Raw genomic sequence first — 17,737 nt, 5'->3', positions numbered from 1 at the left:
GATGCGGATCCTGGTTGTTCATGATCGCGTAGAAGTGGCCGCGGAGATCGAAGCCGTCATCCGCGACGTTTCCGGCCCTCAGGCGATGGTCGATAAGGCCGTCGATGGCGTGGGTGCCAGGCAGGCGTTGCGCGAAGGTCTCTATGACCTGCTGATCATAGACATTACCATCCCGCAGATTACCGGCCGGACTGAGGTCGATGTTCGGACCGCGGATGAGCTGCTCGCCGAACTCTTCCTGTTAGATACGCTCCGGAAGCCGGGAGACATCATCGGTATCACGCGCGAGCTCGACGCGCTTGTCACCGTCTCGAACAATCTCGGGGTCCACATGATGGCCATCCTGGAGGAACGTCCGGACACCCTGTGGAAGAAGCAGCTCGCCGACAAGATCAAGTACGCCAAGCTGGCGTCGGACTCGCGGATCGTTAGCGTCAATCAGCACTATTGGTATGACGCGTTGGTGGTTACCGCCCTCGACGAGGAGTTCACTCCCTTCCGGGAGATGTTCGAGCTGGCACCAGCCAAGACCTATCGCCGCGCGGAAACCTTCACCTTCACCGACAAGCAAGGCCAGCTGCGCACGGGGGCAGCGTTCGCAATAGGGCAGTCGGGTCAGGCCAGCGCCGCGTCCATCACACAGAGCCTGATCAGCTTCTTCCGCCCATCCGCGGTCATCATGAGTGGCTTCTGCGGCGGCGTCGAAGGAGAGAGCTCGATAGGGGACATCGTCCTCTTCGAACAGGCTTACGACTGGGACTATGGCAAGTGGCGAACCCCAAAGGACAACCCCGATGCTCCGGTTTTCCAGGCTCGACCCTATCCCATTCCGATCGGAGATGGCCGGATGCGCGACGCGGTAAGGCAGTTCCTCGGCTCGAACTTCGCTGAGCCCGACTACTGGGGCCCGCTCAAATCTGAACTTGAACGGTGGGAGGACGACAAGCGTCGCGTCGTGTTGAAATCCGCCGCATCCGGTTCCTCGGTGGTTGGTCACAAGCAGATCGTGGAGCAGATTTTCGCGCTCAACGGAAACATTCGCGCCATCGATATGGAAGCCTATGGTGTCTACCACGCTGCCGATCACACTCACGTCCGGAAACCGGAGTTCATCTGCATCAAAACCGTGGCCGACTACGCCGATGGAGATAAGGGCGACAAGTATCACCCGATTGCGTGCTTCCGTTCGGCTGAGGCGACACGGATCATCCTAACAAAGTTTATGGATTTCGGTTGAGACCCGAGCCAGATCACCCGGATCGCCGTTGATCACAGGCTCGCTGACGGGCAACAGGGTCCGCCTCTGCCGGAGCGTTGCGGACTCACGCTCGGACGCCGCAGAAGGCGGCCCACTCCTCCATCAGCTCCCTCCGCTTGTCCAGGAAGTCGGTCCGCAGGTATGCCAGCTCAACAGCGTCGCCCGACGCATGCGCGAGGCAGGCCTCGACGATCTCACGGGGATAGTCCGTCTGCTCGCGCGCCCAGGTTGAGAACGAGGACCGGAAGCCGTGAACCGTGGCGCCATCGTCGCGCAGCCCACGAAGCAGCATCAGCATCGCGAGATTGCTGAGCGCCCTGCCGGTGCGCGGGTTGGCGAACAGATACTTAGTGTCGCGGGGAAGCTTTTTCAGCAGGTCGACGGCTCGTTGGGACAGCGGAACGCGATGCTCTCGTCCTGCCTTCATCCGCTCACCGGGGACGGTCCACAGCTTGTTGTCGAGGTCGATCTCGTCCCACGTTGCTCCGATGGTCTCGCCCGTCCGAGCGCCGGTCAGGATCGTGAAGATGAGGGCCTTCGCGCTGATACTGTCATTGCCGATCAACTGCTTCGTCAGCGCCGGCACCTCAGCATAGGGCACCGCCTTGTGGTGCTCGATCTTCTGCACCTTGGAAATGGCCGGCAGCAGGTGGCTGAGTGCGCCGTTCCATGCCGCGGGGTTGTCGCCGCTGCGGAACTTCATCGCCGTCGCCCAGCCGAGCACCTTCTCGATGCGCCCACGCAGTCGGCTTGCGGTCTCCGGCTTCGTGGACCAGATCGGCTTCAGGATCTTGAGCACGTCTTCGACCACGATCTGATCGACCGGCTTCTTGCCTATGACCGGTCCGGCGTAGGTCCGGAGCGTGCTCTCCCATTGCTCGATATGCTTCTCGTTCTTCCATCCGGCCCGATGAGCCTCGATGTACTTGTCGGCGCAGTCGGCGAACGTTGAGGCCTTGGTGCGGGGCTTGCTCGCAATGGCGACCTGCTCCCGCTCGGCCATGGGATCGCCGCCCTTGCGCACCTGTACGCGCAGTACGGCCGCTTCGTCGCGAGCCTCGGTCAGCGGCTTGTCGGCAACCGCTCCAAGACCCATCCACTGGTTCTCGCCGTCCCGGCTGTAGCGGAACAACCAGCTTCGAGTTCCCTGCCCCGCGCGGACCTGCAGATACAATGAGGGCGCGACCCAATGCACGCCGTCCGCCGTGAGGGCGGAGACCTGGGCGGCAGTGAGAGCACGATGCTGGGACATGAGGAACTGGTGTCGTTGTTGTGGCCGGACCATCGCTCCACCTGCAGCAACAGTCCAGTCCAGCAACAGTTTCCTTACACGGAAGCTGCCCATCCCGAGGTACAGCTAGTCGCAGCGACCTGCAATATGCCACGATACAGCCGTCCGTACGGAGTCCAAAGTGGCTGATAAATACAAGACCTTCGCAACATTGGCGGCTGAGCAACAGGTTGACCACGACTACCGTGTGGTCGTGGCGCCGCGCGACCCAAGCGTCGTGGTGATGGCGCCCCACGGTGGGACAATTGAACCAACGACGTCGAAGATCGCAGCAGCAATCGCCGGCGACGACCACTCATTGTACTGCTTCGAGGGGTTGGTACCGAGGCGGCCCCACGGCGATCTGCACATCACGTCCAGGTTGTTCGACGAGCCTGAGGGGACCGCTCTGGTGGCAAGGGCCAAGATAGTCCTCGCTGTCCACGGACGTAGCAATGGAGATGACGCAGAAACCGTCTGGTTGGGTGGTCGTGATATTGCCTTTGTCGAACGCCTAGGCGCGGCACTGCATGGCGCCGGCCTTCGAACCTGGGTGGCGACGGGAGCTTTGTCCGGCACCCACCCCGACAACATCTGCAATCGAGGATTGCGTGGGATGGGCGGGCAACTCGAGCTACCACGCGCGCTGCGTGATGCGCTGGACGCCGACGCCGAGCTGCTGGCGCGATTTGCCAATGCAGCAAGGCTAGCAATCCATCAGCACTCAAAAGCGAGTTCCCCGAGCTAGCGGCATCACACTGATGTGGAGCACCGGGATCGCCGAGCCGCTATGACGGACAGACGATCGGACAGACGGTTGAGGAAATCGTGTGTGCCGCAGGAACTGGGGAGTTTTGTTGCAAGGGCTTCCAGACGGAGCTTCTCGTCTCCGCCAAGGTGCTGGGAACGCTGCGCAATAGTGACGCTGCTACGCGGGGTTAGCAACATTCTAAGGTACTGATTACGAAGGAGGAATGGCGGAGAGGGAGGGATTTGAACCCCCGATGGAGTTGCCCCCATGCCGCATTTCGAGTGCGGTGCAATCGACCACTCTGCCACCTCTCCGCGAGGTCGATGACGCGTTGCCGCGGCTGGTCGAGACGGGCGGGCTTATGGCATAGCATGATGGACGCTGCAACACTCTTTGGCTCGCCCACGCGCATGACCCTTCCGCTCTTTGTTTATGGCACGCTGCGCGACCCTGATCTCCTGGCCGCCGTGCTGGGCCGCGCGCTGCGGCCGGGTGGTCAGCACATCGCTCGCGCGCCTGGCTTTCGCGCCGTGCACTATCCCGGGCGCATCTACCCCGCATTGATCCGAGTGCCGGGGGCCGCCGCGGAAGGACTGCTGCTGATCGATCTCAGCCCGTTCGAGCGCGACCTGCTGGACGCCTTCGAGGGCGAGGAATATCGGCGCACGCCGGTGGCCGCGATGGTCGAGGAGGACCTGTTCGAGGCCGACGCGTATTTGCCGGCGATTGCTGTTCCGAACGAGGGCCTCGACTGGTCGCTCGGCCGCTGGCAGGCCGAACATAAGCCGCGGGTTCTCGGCGCCGAGGCGGCGAGTGCGGCCGACATTCGTGCCAAGCTGATTGCGGTGCGCCCGAACTAGCCGGATTTGCTGCGTCGCCGACCTTGACTCCGCTTGAATTTGCCCCGATAAGGCCGCTCGAATTGCGTGCGGCATCTGCTGCGCGCATTTTTGATTTTGTTCAACCGCTGTCCGAGGCCGCCGCCAATTCGATTGGCAGCCTATCTCGAAGCCCGCAGGAACAGGCATCGCCTGCGGCGCCACAGGGCGCGATAACGAAGAGGTCCGGGATATCCCGGCAAAGCTATGACGTTTGCAGTGATCAAGACCGGCGGCAAGCAATACAAGGTTGCCGCCAATGACGTGGTGAAGATCGAGAAGCTCGACGCCCAGCCCGGCGACGTGGTCACCTTCGACCAGGTCCTGATGGTTGGCGAGGGTGACGCGGTCACCGTTGGCGCGCCGCTGGTTGCGGGTGCCCTCGTTGCTGGCCAGTTCATCGCCACCGAGAAAGAGCGCACCGTCATCATCCTGAAGAAGGAGCGCCGCCAGCACTACGATCGCCGTAACGGCCATCGTCAGCGCCTGTCGACCGTGCGCATCACCGAGATCCTGACCGGCGGCGCCAAGCCGACCACCAAGGTCGACGAGATCGCCAAGGCCCGCGCCGAAAAGCGCGCTGCCGCCGCCGCTGCTTCGGCCACCGTGACCGAGGCACCGAAGGCTGCCGCCAAGCCGGCCGCCGTGAAGAAGGCCCCGGCGAAGAAGGCGGCTCCGGCTGCTGACGCGACCGAGACCAAGGCTCCCGCCAAGAAGGCTGCCGCTCCCAAGAAGGCTGAGACCAAGGAAGCTGCGCCCAAGGCTGAGAAGCCCGCGACTGAGAAGAAGCCGGCGGCCAAGAAGGCCGCTCCCAAGGCGACCAAGGAATAAGGAGAGTAACCGATGGCACATAAGAAGGCAGGCGGTTCCTCCCGCAATGGTCGCGATACGGCTGGCCGACGTCTTGGCGTCAAGAAGTTCGGCGGAGAAGCTGTGATCGGCGGCAACATCATCATCCGCCAACGCGGCACGAAATGGCATCCGGGCACCGGCGTCGGTATGGGCATCGACCATACCATTTACGCCCTTATCCCCGGCCACGTGGCGTTCAAAACCCGCGCCAACGCCAAAGTCTACGTGTCGGTACTCCCGGCAGCAGAAGCAGCAGAATAACCCGGTGAGGCCTAACAACCCCTGCCGGAGACCAGCTCCCCGGCAAGGCGACTAGGCAGTCCGCCGCGCGACAAGATCCAAGGGGAGCCGGAATCCGGTTCCCCTTTTGTCTTTTTCGTCGTGAGGGCGGCTGAAAATGAGACTGTACCTGAGCTCCTATCGGATCGGCGACCGCGCCGGTTCGCTTCTCGCGCTCCTGGGTGGTGGCAAGCGCGCCGCCATCATCGAGAACGCACTCGACAACATCTCGCCCGCAGCGCGCGAGCTCTATCGCAACGAGGCCTATGACCCGGTCTCGGAGCTGGGCTCGCTCGGCATCGCCGCCACCCCGCTCGACCTGCGCGACCATTTCGGCGACCCCGAAGGGCTGCGAACCCGGCTCAGCCAGTTCGACCTGGTCTGGGTCACCGGCGGCAACGCGTTTGTGCTGCGCCGCGCCATGAAGCAGTCGGGATTCGATGACGTGATTGTCGACATGCTCGACAATGACGAGATCGTCTATGGCGGCTTTTCGGCAGGTGCCGTGGTGGCGGCGCCGAGCCTTGAGGGCATCCATCTGATGGATGATCCCGATGAGGCGCCGTCTGGCTACGACCGCGAGATCGTCTGGGACGGCCTCGGGCTGATCGACCACGCGATCGTCCCGCATTACCGCTCGCCACACCCCGAGACCACGTCGGCAGAACGCGCGGTGCGGCATCTGTGCGGCCGTGGGCTCCGCTATCGCGCTCTGCGCGACGGCGAGGTGATCGTGTGGACCGAGGATCGGACGGCGTCGATCGATCCGACGCGGAGGATTGCGTGATGAAGAAGTTCGAGGACGACGAGGACTTTGTCCCCAAGCGGCGGCCCCAGCTGATGGGCCCCGCGGCGCAGGCTAAAGCGCTAGCCGAGGCAACGGCAAAGCTGGCCGCCCGCCGCCAGCGCGATGCCCTGCCGCACCGCATCGAGACGCCCCGGCTGGTGCTGCGCGCCCCGATCCGCGGCGACGTACCCGATCTGGTCAAGCTCGCCGACAACAAGGCGATCGCCGAAAAGCTGTCGCGCCTGCCGCATCCCTATACGAGGGCCGACGCCATCGGCTTCATCGAGATCATCGCGCAGCGGCCCGATGAACGGCCCTATGCCATCACGCTCAACGACCAGTTCATCGGCGTGGTAGGGTTCACCTTCCACCCTGGCGAGCTACCCGAACTCGGCTACTGGCTGGGTGAGCCCCACTGGGGCAAGGGCATCATGAGCGAGGCGGTGAAGGGCCTCATCGAAGCCGCGTTCGCTACGCACCTCTTCCCGCGCATCAAATCGAGGGCACTGGCCAGCAACGACGGCTCGCTCAACGTTCTCACCAAGGCCGGGTTCGTCCGCATTGGCGAAGGCACCGACCCCGCCGGCGCGCTGAAGGACAAGCCGATCGTGTTCTTCGAACTGGAGCAGCCGAAGTGGAGCTGAGGACCGAACGATTGCTGCTGCGGCCGCAACGGGAAACCGACGTTGACGCCATCGTCGCCGGCCTCAACGACTACGAGGTCACACGCTGGCTGGTGGTCGTCCCCCACCCATACACGCTGGCCGATGCCCACGAGTGGCTCGGTCGGCAGCAACCGGCGGTACCCGCTGCCGCGACCTTTGCAGTCGATCTGCCCGGTACCGGGTTGATCGGCGTCGTCGGGATCGGCCCGGGACTCGGCTATTGGCTCGACCGGCGCCACCACGGCAACGGCTACATGACCGAGGCCAGCGCGGCGCTGCTGGATTGGCATTTCGCCGCCCTGCCCGACAGCGTCCTGCCGTCAGGAGTGCTCGTCGGCAACCAGGCATCGCTCAGCGTGCAGAAGAAGCTCGGCTTCACCGATACTGGCATCCGCGACATGCGTTTTGTACGGTCGCAGGGCCGAGAGGTCGAGCACGTCAATACCAACCTCGTCCGCACCGACTACGAAGCGGCGCGTCGGCGACTGAGGGCCAACTGAATGGACGTAACGCTCCGCACCCCCCGCCTCACGCTCCGCCAGCCGGTATTGGACGATGCCTCGCGCATCGCCCGCTTCCTCGACAACTTCGCTGTCGCCGGCAACCTCAGTCGCGTGCCCTATCCCTATCGTCTTGCCGACGCCAAGGCGTGGCTCCGCACCTGGCGGCCCGACACCCTGGCCGGCGAAACCGGCTTCATGATCGACCTCGATGGCGAGGGGGTGATCGGCAATGTCGGCTTTCACCGCGATATCGAGGGGACCGTCATCGGCTACTGGCTGGCCCAGCCGTTCTGGAACCGCGGGCTGATGAGCGAAGCGGTGCGCGCCAGCCTCGACTGGTATTTCGAGACCACCAGCGCTTCCACCCTCGCCTCCGGCGTGTTCCACTTCAACAAGGCCTCGCTCGCCATCCAGAAGAAGGTCGGATTCGTCGAGATCGGCACCTCCACGCGCCTTTGCCTTGCGCGCGGAGAGGAGGTGCGCCATATCGACACGGAATTGACACGCACCGCCTGGATGGCCCACCGGCAGGCCACCAGAGAAAGTATCAGATGAAATTCCTCGACCAAGCGAAGGTCTTCGTACGCTCCGGCAATGGCGGTGCCGGCGCGGTGTCGTTCCTGCGCGAGAAATTCGTCGAGTTCGGCGGTCCGAACGGCGGCAATGGCGGCCGCGGCGGTGATGTGATCATCCGCTGCGTCGATGGCCTCAACACGCTGATCGACTACCGCTTCCAACAGCACTTCAAGGCCGCCACGGGCACCCACGGCATGGGCAAGGACCGCCACGGCGCCAAGGGCGAGGACACCATCCTCAAGGTCCCGGTCGGCACCCAGGTGTTCGAGGAGGACGGCGAAACGCTGATCGTCGACTTCACCGAGGTCGGCCAGGAAATCACCTTGCTCTCGGGCGGCAATGGCGGCTTCGGCAACGCCCACTTCAAGACCAGCGCCAACCAGGCACCTCGCCGCGCCAATCCCGGTCTCCTCGGCACCGAGAAGTGGATCTGGCTGCGCCTCAAGCTGATCGCCGATGCCGGCCTCGTCGGCCTGCCCAATGCCGGCAAGTCGACGTTCCTCGCCGCCGTCTCTGCGGCGAAGCCCAAGATCGCCGACTATCCCTTCACCACGCTCCACCCCAATCTCGGCGTCGTCAGCATCGGCGAGCGCGACCTGGTGCTGGCCGATATTCCCGGCCTGATCGAGGGCGCGCATGAAGGCCAGGGGCTGGGCGACCGTTTCCTCGGCCACGTCGAGCGCTGCGCCATCCTCGTGCACCTGATCGACGGCACGCAGGAGGATGTGAAGACCGCCTACAAGACCATCCGCGGCGAACTCGCTGCCTATGCCGAAGAGCTGGCCGAGAAGCCGGAGATCGTCGTCCTCAACAAGATCGACGCGATCGATCCCGACGAGGTGAAGGAAAAGGTGAAGGTGCTGAAGCGCGCCAGCAAGGCCGAGGTCTTCACCTGCTCGGGCGTCACCGGCGAAGGCGTCGACAAGGTGCTCTACCGCATCGTCGCGCAGATGGACGCCGACAAGGCCGAGCGCGAGGAACTCGAACGCCGCAAGGCCGAGCCCACCTGGGTGCCCTGATGGCCAACGCCCTCGCGCCCTACCGGCGCCTGACCATCAAGATCGGCTCCGCCCTTCTCGTCGACGGCAAGACCGGGAAGTTGCGCGCCGAATGGCTCGCCTCGCTCGCCGCCGATCTCGCTGCGCTTAAGGCAGCGGGCGTATCGCTGGTCATCGTCTCGTCAGGCGCCATCGCGCTCGGCCGCCGGCTGCTGAACCTCGATGCCAAGGCGCTGCCGCTCGAGCAGAGCCAGGCCGCCGCCAGCGCCGGCCAGATCGCCCTATCGCAGGCCTGGTCCGCGGCGCTCGCCGAGCACGGCATCGTCACGGGCCAGATTCTGCTCACGCCCAACATCACCGAGGAACGCCGCTACTTCCTCAACGCCCGCACCACCATCTCGACGCTGCTGGGCCTCGGCGCCATCCCGATCATCAACGAGAATGATTCCGTCGCCACCGCTGAGATCCGCTACGGCGACAATGATCGCCTGTCGGCCCGCGTCGCGACCATGATCGAGGCCGACTGCCTGATCCTTCTCTCCGATGTCGACGGGCTCTACACCGCCCCGCCGGCCAAGGACCCGAACGCCGAGCACCTGCCTTTCGTCGCTGCCATCACGCCCGAGATCGACGCCATGGCCGGCGGCGCCGCCAGCCACCTGAGCCGCGGCGGCATGACCACCAAGGTCGACGCGGGGAAGATCGCGACGCAGGCCGGCACCGCGATGATCATCGCCAAGGGCACCGAGAGCCATCCGCTCCGCGCCCTCACCGAAGGCGCACGTCATACGCTGTTCGCCCCCGCCGAATCCCGTGCCCAGGCCCGCAAGCGCTGGATCATGGGCCATCTCGAATTGCTCGGCGCCATCCATGTCGACGCCGGCGCCGCCCGCGCGCTGCTCGATGGCAAGAGCCTGCTGCCGATCGGCGTCACTCGCGTCACCGGCGAATTCGGCCGCGGCGATGCGGTTGCCATCCTCGGCCCCGACGGACGCGAGATCGCCCGCGGCCTTGCCGGCATGGGTCGCGAGGAGGCCGACCTGGTGAAGGGCAAGAACTCGGCGCGTGTCTCCGAGCTGCTCGGTATCGGCACGCGGTCGGAACTCATCCACCGTGATAACATGGTGGTGCTGATGGGCCAGGAGGCCAAAGTCTGATGAGCGCAGCTGAGGCAGTCGCCAACGACCTCTCCACCGTGATGCTCGCGATCGGCCGTCGCGCCCGCGTCGCCGCTGGCGTGCTGGCTTTTGCGACGCCCGGGAGCAAGGTCACGGCGCTGCACGCCGCCGCCGACGCCATCGACACCCGCCGCGACGATATCCTTTCGGCCAATGCGCTCGACATGCGCGCCGCCGAGGGCAAGGGTATCTCCAAGGCCTTCCTCGATCGCCTGCAGCTTACCTACAAGCGCATCGACGGCATGATCGAGGGCCTTCGCACCATCGCCGACCTGCCCGATCCGGTCGGCCGCGAGCTGGCCGAATGGACCCGCCCCAACGGCATGACCATCCGCCGTGTTTCGACCCCGCTCGGCGTCATCGGCGTCATCTTCGAAAGCCGCCCCAACGTCACCGCCGACGCCGGAGCGCTGACGCTGAAGGCCGGCAATGCGGTGATCCTTCGCGGCGGCTCCGACAGCGTGAACTCTACCCGCACCATTCACGCCTGCCTGGTCGAGGGCCTGAAGGCCGCTGGCCTCCCCGCCGACGCCATCCAGATCGTCCCCACCACCGATCGCGCCGCCGTCGGCGAGATGCTGGGCGGACTCGGCGGCACCATCGACGTCATCGTGCCGCGCGGCGGCAAGACCTTGGTCGCCCGCGTCCAGTCCGAAGCGCGGGTACCGGTCTTCGCCCACCTCGAGGGCATCTGCCACACCTTCATCGACGCCTCTGCCCAGCTGCAGATGGCCATCGATGTTACCCTCAACGCCAAGATGCGCCGCACCGGCGTCTGCGGCGCCACCGAGACGCTGCTGGTGCACCGCGATGTCGTCGCTACGCACCTGACGCCGGTGATCGCCGCGCTCGTCGCCAAGGGCTGCGAGATCCGCGGCGATGCGACCGTCATGTCGCTGATCCCCGAGGCCGTCGCCGCGACCGAAGCGGACTGGCACACCGAATACGAGGACGCGATCATCTCGGTGAAAATCGTGGCCGACGTCGGCGAGGCCATCGCCCATATCGGCAAATACTCGTCGCACCACACGGAGGCGATCATCACCGAGGACGCCAGCTCGGTCGCCCGCTTCTTCAACGAGATCGACAGCGCCATCCTGCTCCACAACGCCTCGACCCAGTTCGCCGACGGCGGCGAGTTCGGCTTCGGCGGCGAAATCGGCATCGCCACGGGAAAATTCCACGCCCGCGGCCCGGTCGGCGTCGAGCAGTTGACGAGCTTCAAATATCTCGTCGAAGGCAACGGGCAGACGCGGCCTTGATCCAAACGAGCCTCGCGCCCGACATCACCGCCCTCCCCCCGTCCGGCTCCGGCCTGCGCGTCGGGCTGTTCGGCGGTAGCTTCAACCCGATCCACGACGGCCACCGCCTCGTGGCGGAGCAGTGCCTCAAGCGCCTCGACCTCGATGCCGTGTGGCTACTGGTCTCGCCGGGTAACCCGTTAAAAGACCATTCCGAACTCGCGCCGCTCGAGGCTCGCGTCCGCGCCGCCCGCGACCTCACCGCCAACCCGCGCATCCACGTCACCGGCGTCGAAGCCCTGCACCGCTTCCAGTACACCGTCGATACGCTCGAATGGCTGGTCGCCGCCTGCCCCGATACCCGCTTCGTCTGGATCATGGGCGCCGACAACCTTTCCCAGTTCGATCGCTGGGAGCGCTGGCAGGATATCGCTGCGCTGATGCCGATCGCCGTCTACGCGCGCCCCGGCTCCACCTTCCGCGCCACCGTGTCGAAGGCAGCCATCGCGCTGAAGAAACATCGCCTCCCCGAGGCGGCCGCCGAGACCCTTGCGAACAGCAAACCGCCGGCCTGGGTCTACCTCCACGGCATCACTTCACCACAGTCTTCGAGCGCCATCCGGGCGCGGCGGCAAGCTCGGCAGAGCGATCCGGCAAATTGATTGCACCCCGCTGCCTTGCAGAACTCCAAACGAAGCGTCATATTGAAGGAGTAGTGGTTATTCGCCACTCAGGATGGGACAACAACGATAGCTGCGCTTTTGCGAGCCTTTCGACCCCACAACCAAGGACAGCTGAAACACGCATGACCCGTGCTTGTCTTGCATGGGCTGAGGCCATTTGATGGCATCGCCCAAGAAGAAGACCGAACCCGCCCCGGTGACCGAGGTCGCCGTTGAACCCCGCATGATCGATCTGGTGCTGCATAGCCTTGACGACGCCAAGGCCGAGCAGACCGTTGCTATCGACATCACCGGCAAGTCGTCGCTCACCGACCATATGGTGGTGACGTCGGGCCGCTCGAACCGCCATGTCGGCGCCGTTGCCGACCAGCTGGTGAAAGCGCTCCGCGAAGGTGGCTTTGGCAAGCCGCGGATCGAGGGACTGCCGCACGCCGACTGGGTGCTGGTCGATGCCGGTGACGTCATCGTCCATATCTTCCGGCCCGAAGTGCGCGAGTTCTACAACATCGAGAAGATGTGGGCGGTCGATTTCGCCGCCGACGGTCGCTAGTCCGTCGGCGTCCTCGCCTTGCGCATCGCGATTGCCGCCATCGGCCGGATGAAGCAGGGCCCCGAGCGTGAACTCGTCGCGCGCTATCTCGATCGCGCCAAGGCATCGGGAAAGCCTCTCGCGCTGACCGGTTTCGACGTGCTCGAATTCGCTGAATCCCGCGCCACCACCAGCGACGGCCGCAAAGCCGACGAGGCCGCAACTCTCCGCGCCGCCCTCCCAGAAGGGATCCGCATCGCCCTCGACGAGCACGGCAGGACCATGCCGTCGCCGGCCTTTGCGCAGCAGCTTGCCCGCTGGCGCGACGACGGCCGCACAGCGGTCAGCTTCATCATCGGCGGCGCTGACGGTCTCGATCCCGCCTTCGTGCGCGAAGCCGACCTGACGCTGAGCTTCTCCCCCCTCACCTGGCCGCACCAGCTGGTCCGCATCATGCTGGCCGAGCAGCTCTATCGGACCACCACGATATTGTCGGGCCACCCGTACCACCGGGAGTGAGCCCCACATCGAGGCTGTGGCCCCGGACCACGACATTCGTCGCCATTCAAAAGACAAACCCCCGGACTATCGGCCTCTGCGCTATGGTCGCGTGATCATGATTCGGGTGGACGTGGAAGTTTGATGCCGGCAAAGGGCTGGTCGAGACGTGCAATCGCCGGAGGCGCCGTTCTGGCGCTGGCGCTTGCCACCGCCGCGCTCGCCCAACAGGCGACGCCGGAAGCGCCCACTACCGCGCCCGATGCAGCTCCCGCCGCCGCAACACCGGCCGCCCCCGACGCTACGCCGCAGGGGGCTACGCCATCCACCACCGACCTCAACCTCCGCCCTTCCGTCGATAGTGTCGAGCCGCTGGCCCCGCCAGTCGATCCGGCAATGGCCGAGCAGCAGAAGGCGCTCACCGAGATCGAGGCCTCGATCTCGGTCACCAAGGAGCGGGCCGACGCGCTGAAAAAAGAGATCGCCGACATGCAGGGCGATCGCAATAAGCAGAATGCCGCCCTGATCGCCGCCGCCGAACGGGTGAAGCGGGCCGAAACCGACATTGCGGCGCTCGAGGACAAGCTCGGCGACCTGATCGTCCAGGAACTCGAAGTCCGTGGCCGGCTCGATGGCGCCGACAACAACATCTCCAACGTGCTGGCGGCGCTCGAGCGCATCTCCCGCAACCCGCCTCCGGCGCTGATCGTCAACCCGTCCGACGCGCTGGGTTCCGCCCGCTCGGCGATCCTCATCTCTGCCATCCTGCCCGAGCTGCAGAAGAAGGCCGACACCGTGATGGCCGACCTGACCAAGCTCGGCCAGATCAAGGCCGATGCCCTCGAACAGCAGGGCAAGCTCGAAGCCAACCTCGAAATCCTCGAGGAAGAGCAGCTGCGGATCGGCACGCTGATTGCCGCCCGCAAGGAAAACGAAAACCGCGCCACCACGGCGCTCGCCGCCGAAGAGGCCGAGGCCCAGGCCCTGGCTGACAAGGCAACCTCGCTCAAGCAGCTGATCGACGACCTGCAGAAGCGCGCCGCTGCCGTCGCTACCGCTGCCGAGGCCACCGCTACCGCCAATGCCGGCGGCAGCACGCCGACGCTCGACCAGGACACGGTCCGCCTCGCTCTCGCCAACACCAACCGGACCGAGCCGGCGGTGCCGTTCGCCCAGGCCAAGGGCTTCCTCACAATGCCCTCGAGCGGCGTCACGGTGATCGATTATGGCGCCGGCGACGGCTTCGGCGGCATTTCGCGCGGCCTCTCCGTGGTCACTCGCGCCGACGCCCAGGTGGTCTCACCCGCCGATGGCTGGGTGCTGTTCCAGGGCGACTACCTCAATTATGGCCAAATCGTCATCCTCAATGCAGGACAGGACTACACCATCCTTTTGGCCGGACTGGACAAGGTCGATGTGCAGATCGGCCAGTTCGTGATGATGGGAGAACCCGTCGGCTCTATGGGATCACAGACAATTGGCCGTACCGTCGCGACCAGTGCTGGTGTCTCCCGCCCGACCCTCTATATTGAAATGCGAAAGAACAATGAACCCGTCGACCCCACGGGATGGTGGTCGGTGGCTTCGGTTCCAACCCAGAGTGGATAGAATTTGATGCGTTTGACGCCCCTCCGCATAGTCGCTTCGATGGCTGCCGTGTTCACGCTCGGGCTCGCCTGTGCTCCACTGATTGCGCAGGACCAGACGCCGCCGGCAGCCGACGCAGCCGTTCCCGCCAGTGCGCCGCGCACCTCCGACGAGGTTTACTCCGATCTCGACCTGTTCGGCGAAGTGTTCGACCGCATCCGCGCCGAATATGTCGAAGCGCCCGATGAGCGAAAGCTCATCCACGCGGCGCTCCAGGGCATGCTCACCTCGCTCGACCCGCATTCGGGCTACATGGAGCCGGTCGAGTATTCCGACGTGCAGGAAGACACTACCGGCCAGTTCGGCGGTCTCGGCATCGAAGTGCAGATGGAAGACGGGGTCATCAAGGTGGTCTCGCCCATCGATGACACTCCCGCGGCCAAGGCCGGCATCCTCGCCAACGACTTCATCGTCGAGCTCGACGGCACCCAGGTCCAGGGCCTGACGCTCGACCAGGCAGTCGAGAAGATGCGCGGCCAGGTTGGTTCGAAGATCACCGTCACGGTGGTCCGCGAAGGCGTCACCGAGCCCCTGAAGTTCGAGCTCACCCGCGACATCATCGCCACCCGCGCCGCCCGCATGACCATGGAAGGCGATGTCGGCGTCATCCGCCTCGCCCGCTTCTCCGAGCAGGCCTTCGTCGGCATCCAGAAGGCCGTCGACGACATCTACAAGGCGCGTGACGGCAAGCCCCCCAAGGGCATCATCCTCGATTTGCGCAACAACCCGGGCGGCCTCGTCGACCAGGCCGTGTTCGTCTCCGATGCCTTCCTGCCGCAGGGCGCCGTGGTGCTGACCCGTGGCCGCATCGACAGCGAAAGCTCGCGCTACGACGCCAAGCCCGACGCGCTCGACAAGAAGCTCGCCGATGTGCCGATGGTGGTGCTGATCAATGGCGGCTCGGCCTCGGCGGCCGAGATCGTTGCCGGCGCGCTGCAGGACCACAAGCGGGCGACCCTGGTGGGCACCCGCTCGTTCGGCAAGGGTTCGGTGCAGTCTATCATCCCACTTGGTGCCGATGGTGCGATGCGCCTGACCACGGCCCGCTACTACACCCCGAACAATCGCTCGATCCAGGCCTCCGGCATCCAGCCCGACATCCTGATCACCCAGGACGTCCCCGAGGAGTTCAAGGGCCGCGACGAGATCATCGGCGAAGCGGCGCTGCCTGGCGAAATCGGCGGTGGCACCGAGGAGAAGGCAACCGTCGGCTCCTCCGTCTATGTCCCTGCCGAAAAGGACAAGGACAACCAGCTGCAGTACGCCATCAAGCTGATCGACGGCCTCGAGACCAACGCCGCCTTCCCGCCCAAGTCCGCCGGCTGACAGCAAACTCCGCAACAGGGTTAACGCTTCCTTACCCTTTGCCCGACACACAATGAGCCTGACCCGGGGCGGCCCGATTCGCCGCCCCGTTCGATTCCCGTGACCTGGGATGAAGGCCCGACCATATGAGCGACCTCAGCGCGCCCCTCGTTCGCCGCAAGGCCAGGCAGGCCAAGGCCGCCACCGGCGGTGCGCTGCTCCGGCGCCACATCCCCGTCACCCGCATCGCCATCGGCCTCGTCGCGCTGATCGGCCTTGGCGTCACCGCCCGCATCATGCTGGTCGACGACCCTGATGGCGGCCGCCCGAGCGCCACCGTCGATATCGCCGGCGCCACCCCTTCCAACAGTGTCGCCGGCGCCGTCGCCGGCCCGAGCGAAGTGACCATCACCGCCGACCCCGAGATGTTCCCGGCCGAAACCGTCACCGCGCCGGCCGATCCCGCCGAGATGGCGATCGCCGATCCCGCCACGACCGATCCGGAGCTGCTCGAGGACACCGAGTTCGGCCCCATCCCCCGTGTCTCCGGCACGGGTATTCGGCCGTTCGACGCCTACTCGCGTCCATCCGACACACCGGCCACCTCAGGCGGCAAGCCGCAGATCGCCATCGTCGTCTCCGGCCTCGGTCTCAACCTCAACGGTACGCTCGACGCCATCGCCAAGCTGCCCGAAGACGTGACGCTGGCCTTCGCCCCCTATGGCAAGACCCTCGAACGCACGGTCGGCGAAGCCCGTGCCGACGGTCACGAGATCTTCCTCGAAGTGCCGCTCGAGCCTTTCGATTACCCCGAGAACGATCCGGGCCCGGATACCCTGCTCACCGGGCAGGCGCCGCGCGACAACCTCACCAAGCTGTTCAAGGTAATGAGCAGCTTCTCCGGCTATGTCGGGCTGATCAACAACATGGGCGCCCGCTTTACCGCCTCCGGCGCCGATTTCGGCCCGATGATGGAAGAGCTCGGCGCCCGCGGCCTCGGTTATCTCGACGACGGCTCCTCCAACCGCTCACTTGCCCCGCAACTGGCGCGCGCCAACCGCGTGCCGTTCAACCGCGTCGACGCCATGATCGACGCCAATCCCGCCCGCGGCCCCATTCTCGCCGCCCTCACCGCGCTAGAAAAGCAGGCGCGCGACAACGGCTCCGCCATCGGCATCGTCTCGGCCTTGCCGGTCTCCGTCGAAGCCGTTACCGAGTGGGCCGCCGGCCTCGCCGAGCGCGGTTTCGAGATCGTGCCGGCCAGCGCCCTGATGGGAGACAAGTAATGCCCAAGCGCGAAGAGCTACCCTATCGCGACTGCGTCGGCACTGCCGTGTTCAACGCCGAAGGCTTGGTTTTCGTTGGCCGCCGCATGCCCGCCGGCAACCCGGAGGTCACATCCGAGGCCGATTCTCCCTGGCAGATGCCGCAGGGCGGCATCGACAAGGGCGAAAAGCCTGTAGACACCGCCTATCGCGAACTGTTCGAGGAAACCTCGATCCGTTCGGTCGAGCTGATCGCCGAAGCCCCCGAGTGGATCTATTACGATCTCCCCGACGAGGCGCTCGGCATCGCGCTAAAGGGCAAGTACCGCGGCCAGCGCCAGCGCTGGTTCGCCTTCCGCTTCACCGGCAAGGACAGCGACATCGACGTCCTCAACCCCGGTGGCGGCGCGCATCCCGCCGAGTTCGACAAGTGGCGCTGGGAAAAGCTCGAAACGCTCCCCGACCTGATCGTCCCGTTCAAGCGCGAGGCGTATCTCAAGATCGTCGAAGCGTTCAAGGACGTGCCAGCGGGGATCAGGGGCTAGCTGAGGCAGACGGCCACCCTTGCCTCCCC

20 protein-coding genes and 1 tRNA gene are annotated in these 17,737 nt (G+C 65.3%); 19 read left to right on the top strand and 2 right to left on the bottom strand.

The features are described from left to right. Window position 1 precedes the first annotated feature (1 nt). Window positions 2-1,237 carry a phosphorylase family protein gene (locus tag AC1DV8_RS01695; RefSeq protein WP_477156226.1) on the top strand — a complete coding sequence of 412 codons (1,236 nt, stop codon included), beginning with the start codon at window positions 2-4 and terminating at the stop codon, window positions 1,235-1,237. Between the two features lie 85 nt (window positions 1,238-1,322). Here the strand turns inward: AC1DV8_RS01695 and AC1DV8_RS01690 are convergent, their stop codons facing one another. Further along, window positions 1,323-2,576, bottom strand: a complete 1,254-nt coding sequence (locus AC1DV8_RS01690; protein ID WP_477156225.1) for a tyrosine-type recombinase/integrase — start codon at window positions 2,574-2,576, stop codon at window positions 1,323-1,325. 94 nt (window positions 2,577-2,670) lie between these two features. Here AC1DV8_RS01690 and AC1DV8_RS01685 point away from each other — a divergent pair, with 94 nt between their 5' ends. Continuing rightward, window positions 2,671-3,276 carry a poly-gamma-glutamate hydrolase family protein gene (locus AC1DV8_RS01685; RefSeq protein WP_477156224.1) on the top strand — a complete coding sequence of 202 codons (606 nt, stop codon included), beginning with the start codon at window positions 2,671-2,673 and terminating at the stop codon, window positions 3,274-3,276. A gap of 227 nt (window positions 3,277-3,503) precedes the next feature. Here AC1DV8_RS01685 and AC1DV8_RS01680 read toward each other — a convergent pair. Beyond that, window positions 3,504-3,593 (bottom strand) — tRNA-Ser (locus tag AC1DV8_RS01680). Window positions 3,594-3,650: 57 nt separating this feature from the next. Here AC1DV8_RS01680 and AC1DV8_RS01675 point away from each other — a divergent pair. From AC1DV8_RS01675 to AC1DV8_RS01595, 17 genes are all read left to right on the top strand, one after another. Next, window positions 3,651-4,139 carry a gamma-glutamylcyclotransferase family protein gene (locus AC1DV8_RS01675; RefSeq protein WP_477156223.1) on the top strand — a complete coding sequence of 163 codons (489 nt, stop codon included), beginning with the start codon at window positions 3,651-3,653 and terminating at the stop codon, window positions 4,137-4,139. A 225-nt stretch (window positions 4,140-4,364) separates the two neighbouring features. Next, entirely contained in the window at window positions 4,365-4,988 is a 624-nt protein-coding gene (rplU, locus tag AC1DV8_RS01670; protein WP_477148175.1) for a 50S ribosomal protein L21, read from the top strand. A gap of 12 nt (window positions 4,989-5,000) precedes the next feature. Then, entirely contained in the window at window positions 5,001-5,270 is a 270-nt protein-coding gene (gene rpmA / locus AC1DV8_RS01665) for a 50S ribosomal protein L27 (protein WP_477148176.1), read from the top strand. Between the two features lie 136 nt (window positions 5,271-5,406). Continuing rightward, window positions 5,407-6,075 (top strand): Type 1 glutamine amidotransferase-like domain-containing protein, encoded by a 669-nt coding sequence (locus AC1DV8_RS01660; protein ID WP_477156222.1) that lies wholly within the window; start codon window positions 5,407-5,409, stop codon window positions 6,073-6,075. Further along, the gene (locus tag AC1DV8_RS01655; protein ID WP_477156221.1) at window positions 6,075-6,719 is read left to right on the top strand and encodes a GNAT family N-acetyltransferase; all 645 of its coding nucleotides are present in this window, start codon (window positions 6,075-6,077) and stop codon (window positions 6,717-6,719) included. The genes AC1DV8_RS01660 and AC1DV8_RS01655 overlap by 1 nt, the downstream gene beginning before the upstream one ends. After that, window positions 6,710-7,240, top strand: a complete 531-nt coding sequence (locus tag AC1DV8_RS01650) for a GNAT family N-acetyltransferase (RefSeq protein WP_477156220.1) — start codon at window positions 6,710-6,712, stop codon at window positions 7,238-7,240. The genes AC1DV8_RS01655 and AC1DV8_RS01650 overlap by 10 nt, the downstream gene beginning before the upstream one ends. After that, window positions 7,241-7,798 (top strand): GNAT family N-acetyltransferase, encoded by a 558-nt coding sequence (locus AC1DV8_RS01645; RefSeq protein ID WP_477156219.1) that lies wholly within the window; start codon window positions 7,241-7,243, stop codon window positions 7,796-7,798. Then, on the top strand, window positions 7,795-8,838 hold the full coding sequence (gene obgE / locus AC1DV8_RS01640; protein WP_477148180.1) for a GTPase ObgE: 1,044 nt from the start codon (window positions 7,795-7,797) through the stop codon (window positions 8,836-8,838). The genes AC1DV8_RS01645 and obgE overlap by 4 nt, the downstream gene beginning before the upstream one ends. Then, complete coding sequence (gene proB, locus AC1DV8_RS01635; protein ID WP_477156218.1) at window positions 8,838-9,974, top strand: glutamate 5-kinase; 1,137 nt, start codon at window positions 8,838-8,840, stop codon at window positions 9,972-9,974. Before obgE ends, proB begins: the two co-directional genes overlap by 1 nt. After that, window positions 9,974-11,257 (top strand): glutamate-5-semialdehyde dehydrogenase, encoded by a 1,284-nt coding sequence (locus AC1DV8_RS01630; RefSeq protein WP_477148182.1) that lies wholly within the window; start codon window positions 9,974-9,976, stop codon window positions 11,255-11,257. The genes proB and AC1DV8_RS01630 overlap by 1 nt, the downstream gene beginning before the upstream one ends. Next, window positions 11,254-11,898, top strand: a complete 645-nt coding sequence (locus AC1DV8_RS01625; RefSeq protein ID WP_477148183.1) for a nicotinate-nucleotide adenylyltransferase — start codon at window positions 11,254-11,256, stop codon at window positions 11,896-11,898. Before AC1DV8_RS01630 ends, AC1DV8_RS01625 begins: the two co-directional genes overlap by 4 nt. Window positions 11,899-12,142: 244 nt before the next feature. Next, window positions 12,143-12,469 carry a ribosome silencing factor gene (rsfS, locus tag AC1DV8_RS01620; RefSeq protein ID WP_477148502.1) on the top strand — a complete coding sequence of 109 codons (327 nt, stop codon included), beginning with the start codon at window positions 12,143-12,145 and terminating at the stop codon, window positions 12,467-12,469. An 18-nt stretch (window positions 12,470-12,487) separates the two neighbouring features. Further along, window positions 12,488-12,967, top strand: a complete 480-nt coding sequence (rlmH, locus tag AC1DV8_RS01615; RefSeq protein ID WP_477148184.1) for a 23S rRNA (pseudouridine(1915)-N(3))-methyltransferase RlmH — start codon at window positions 12,488-12,490, stop codon at window positions 12,965-12,967. Window positions 12,968-13,090: 123 nt separating this feature from the next. Next, a complete protein-coding gene (locus AC1DV8_RS01610) occupies window positions 13,091-14,554 on the top strand; it encodes a murein hydrolase activator EnvC family protein (RefSeq protein WP_477148185.1) in 1,464 nt (487 codons plus the stop codon). A 6-nt stretch (window positions 14,555-14,560) separates the two neighbouring features. After that, on the top strand, window positions 14,561-15,919 hold the full coding sequence (locus AC1DV8_RS01605) for a S41 family peptidase (RefSeq protein WP_477148186.1): 1,359 nt from the start codon (window positions 14,561-14,563) through the stop codon (window positions 15,917-15,919). Window positions 15,920-16,044: 125 nt separating this feature from the next. Next, window positions 16,045-17,184, top strand: coding sequence for a divergent polysaccharide deacetylase family protein (locus tag AC1DV8_RS01600; RefSeq protein ID WP_477156217.1), 1,140 nt, complete (start codon window positions 16,045-16,047; stop codon window positions 17,182-17,184). Then, entirely contained in the window at window positions 17,184-17,708 is a 525-nt protein-coding gene (locus AC1DV8_RS01595) for an RNA pyrophosphohydrolase (RefSeq protein WP_477148188.1), read from the top strand. Before AC1DV8_RS01600 ends, AC1DV8_RS01595 begins: the two co-directional genes overlap by 1 nt. The last annotated feature ends 29 nt before the right edge of the window (window positions 17,709-17,737 follow it).

The organism is Devosia sp. P3_B2, assembly GCF_056402875.1.
Note: the sequence above shows the minus strand (reverse complement) of the source record. Positions and strands in the feature narration are given on the sequence as shown.

Coding starts and splice junctions, on each gene's coding strand:
- AC1DV8_RS01695 (WP_477156226.1), top strand. CDS start 2: ATGCGGATCCTGGTTGTTCATGATCGCGTAGAAGTGGCCGCGGAGATC.
- AC1DV8_RS01675 (WP_477156223.1), top strand. CDS start 3,651: ATGATGGACGCTGCAACACTCTTTGGCTCGCCCACGCGCATGACCCTT.
- rplU (WP_477148175.1), top strand. CDS start 4,365: ATGACGTTTGCAGTGATCAAGACCGGCGGCAAGCAATACAAGGTTGCC.
- rpmA (WP_477148176.1), top strand. CDS start 5,001: ATGGCACATAAGAAGGCAGGCGGTTCCTCCCGCAATGGTCGCGATACG.
- AC1DV8_RS01660 (WP_477156222.1), top strand. CDS start 5,407: ATGAGACTGTACCTGAGCTCCTATCGGATCGGCGACCGCGCCGGTTCG.
- AC1DV8_RS01655 (WP_477156221.1), top strand. CDS start 6,075: ATGAAGAAGTTCGAGGACGACGAGGACTTTGTCCCCAAGCGGCGGCCC.
- AC1DV8_RS01645 (WP_477156219.1), top strand. CDS start 7,241: ATGGACGTAACGCTCCGCACCCCCCGCCTCACGCTCCGCCAGCCGGTA.
- obgE (WP_477148180.1), top strand. CDS start 7,795: ATGAAATTCCTCGACCAAGCGAAGGTCTTCGTACGCTCCGGCAATGGC.
- proB (WP_477156218.1), top strand. CDS start 8,838: ATGGCCAACGCCCTCGCGCCCTACCGGCGCCTGACCATCAAGATCGGC.
- AC1DV8_RS01630 (WP_477148182.1), top strand. CDS start 9,974: ATGAGCGCAGCTGAGGCAGTCGCCAACGACCTCTCCACCGTGATGCTC.
- rsfS (WP_477148502.1), top strand. CDS start 12,143: ATGATCGATCTGGTGCTGCATAGCCTTGACGACGCCAAGGCCGAGCAG.
- AC1DV8_RS01610 (WP_477148185.1), top strand. CDS start 13,091: ATGCCGGCAAAGGGCTGGTCGAGACGTGCAATCGCCGGAGGCGCCGTT.
- AC1DV8_RS01605 (WP_477148186.1), top strand. CDS start 14,561: ATGCGTTTGACGCCCCTCCGCATAGTCGCTTCGATGGCTGCCGTGTTC.
- AC1DV8_RS01600 (WP_477156217.1), top strand. CDS start 16,045: ATGAGCGACCTCAGCGCGCCCCTCGTTCGCCGCAAGGCCAGGCAGGCC.
- AC1DV8_RS01595 (WP_477148188.1), top strand. CDS start 17,184: ATGCCCAAGCGCGAAGAGCTACCCTATCGCGACTGCGTCGGCACTGCC.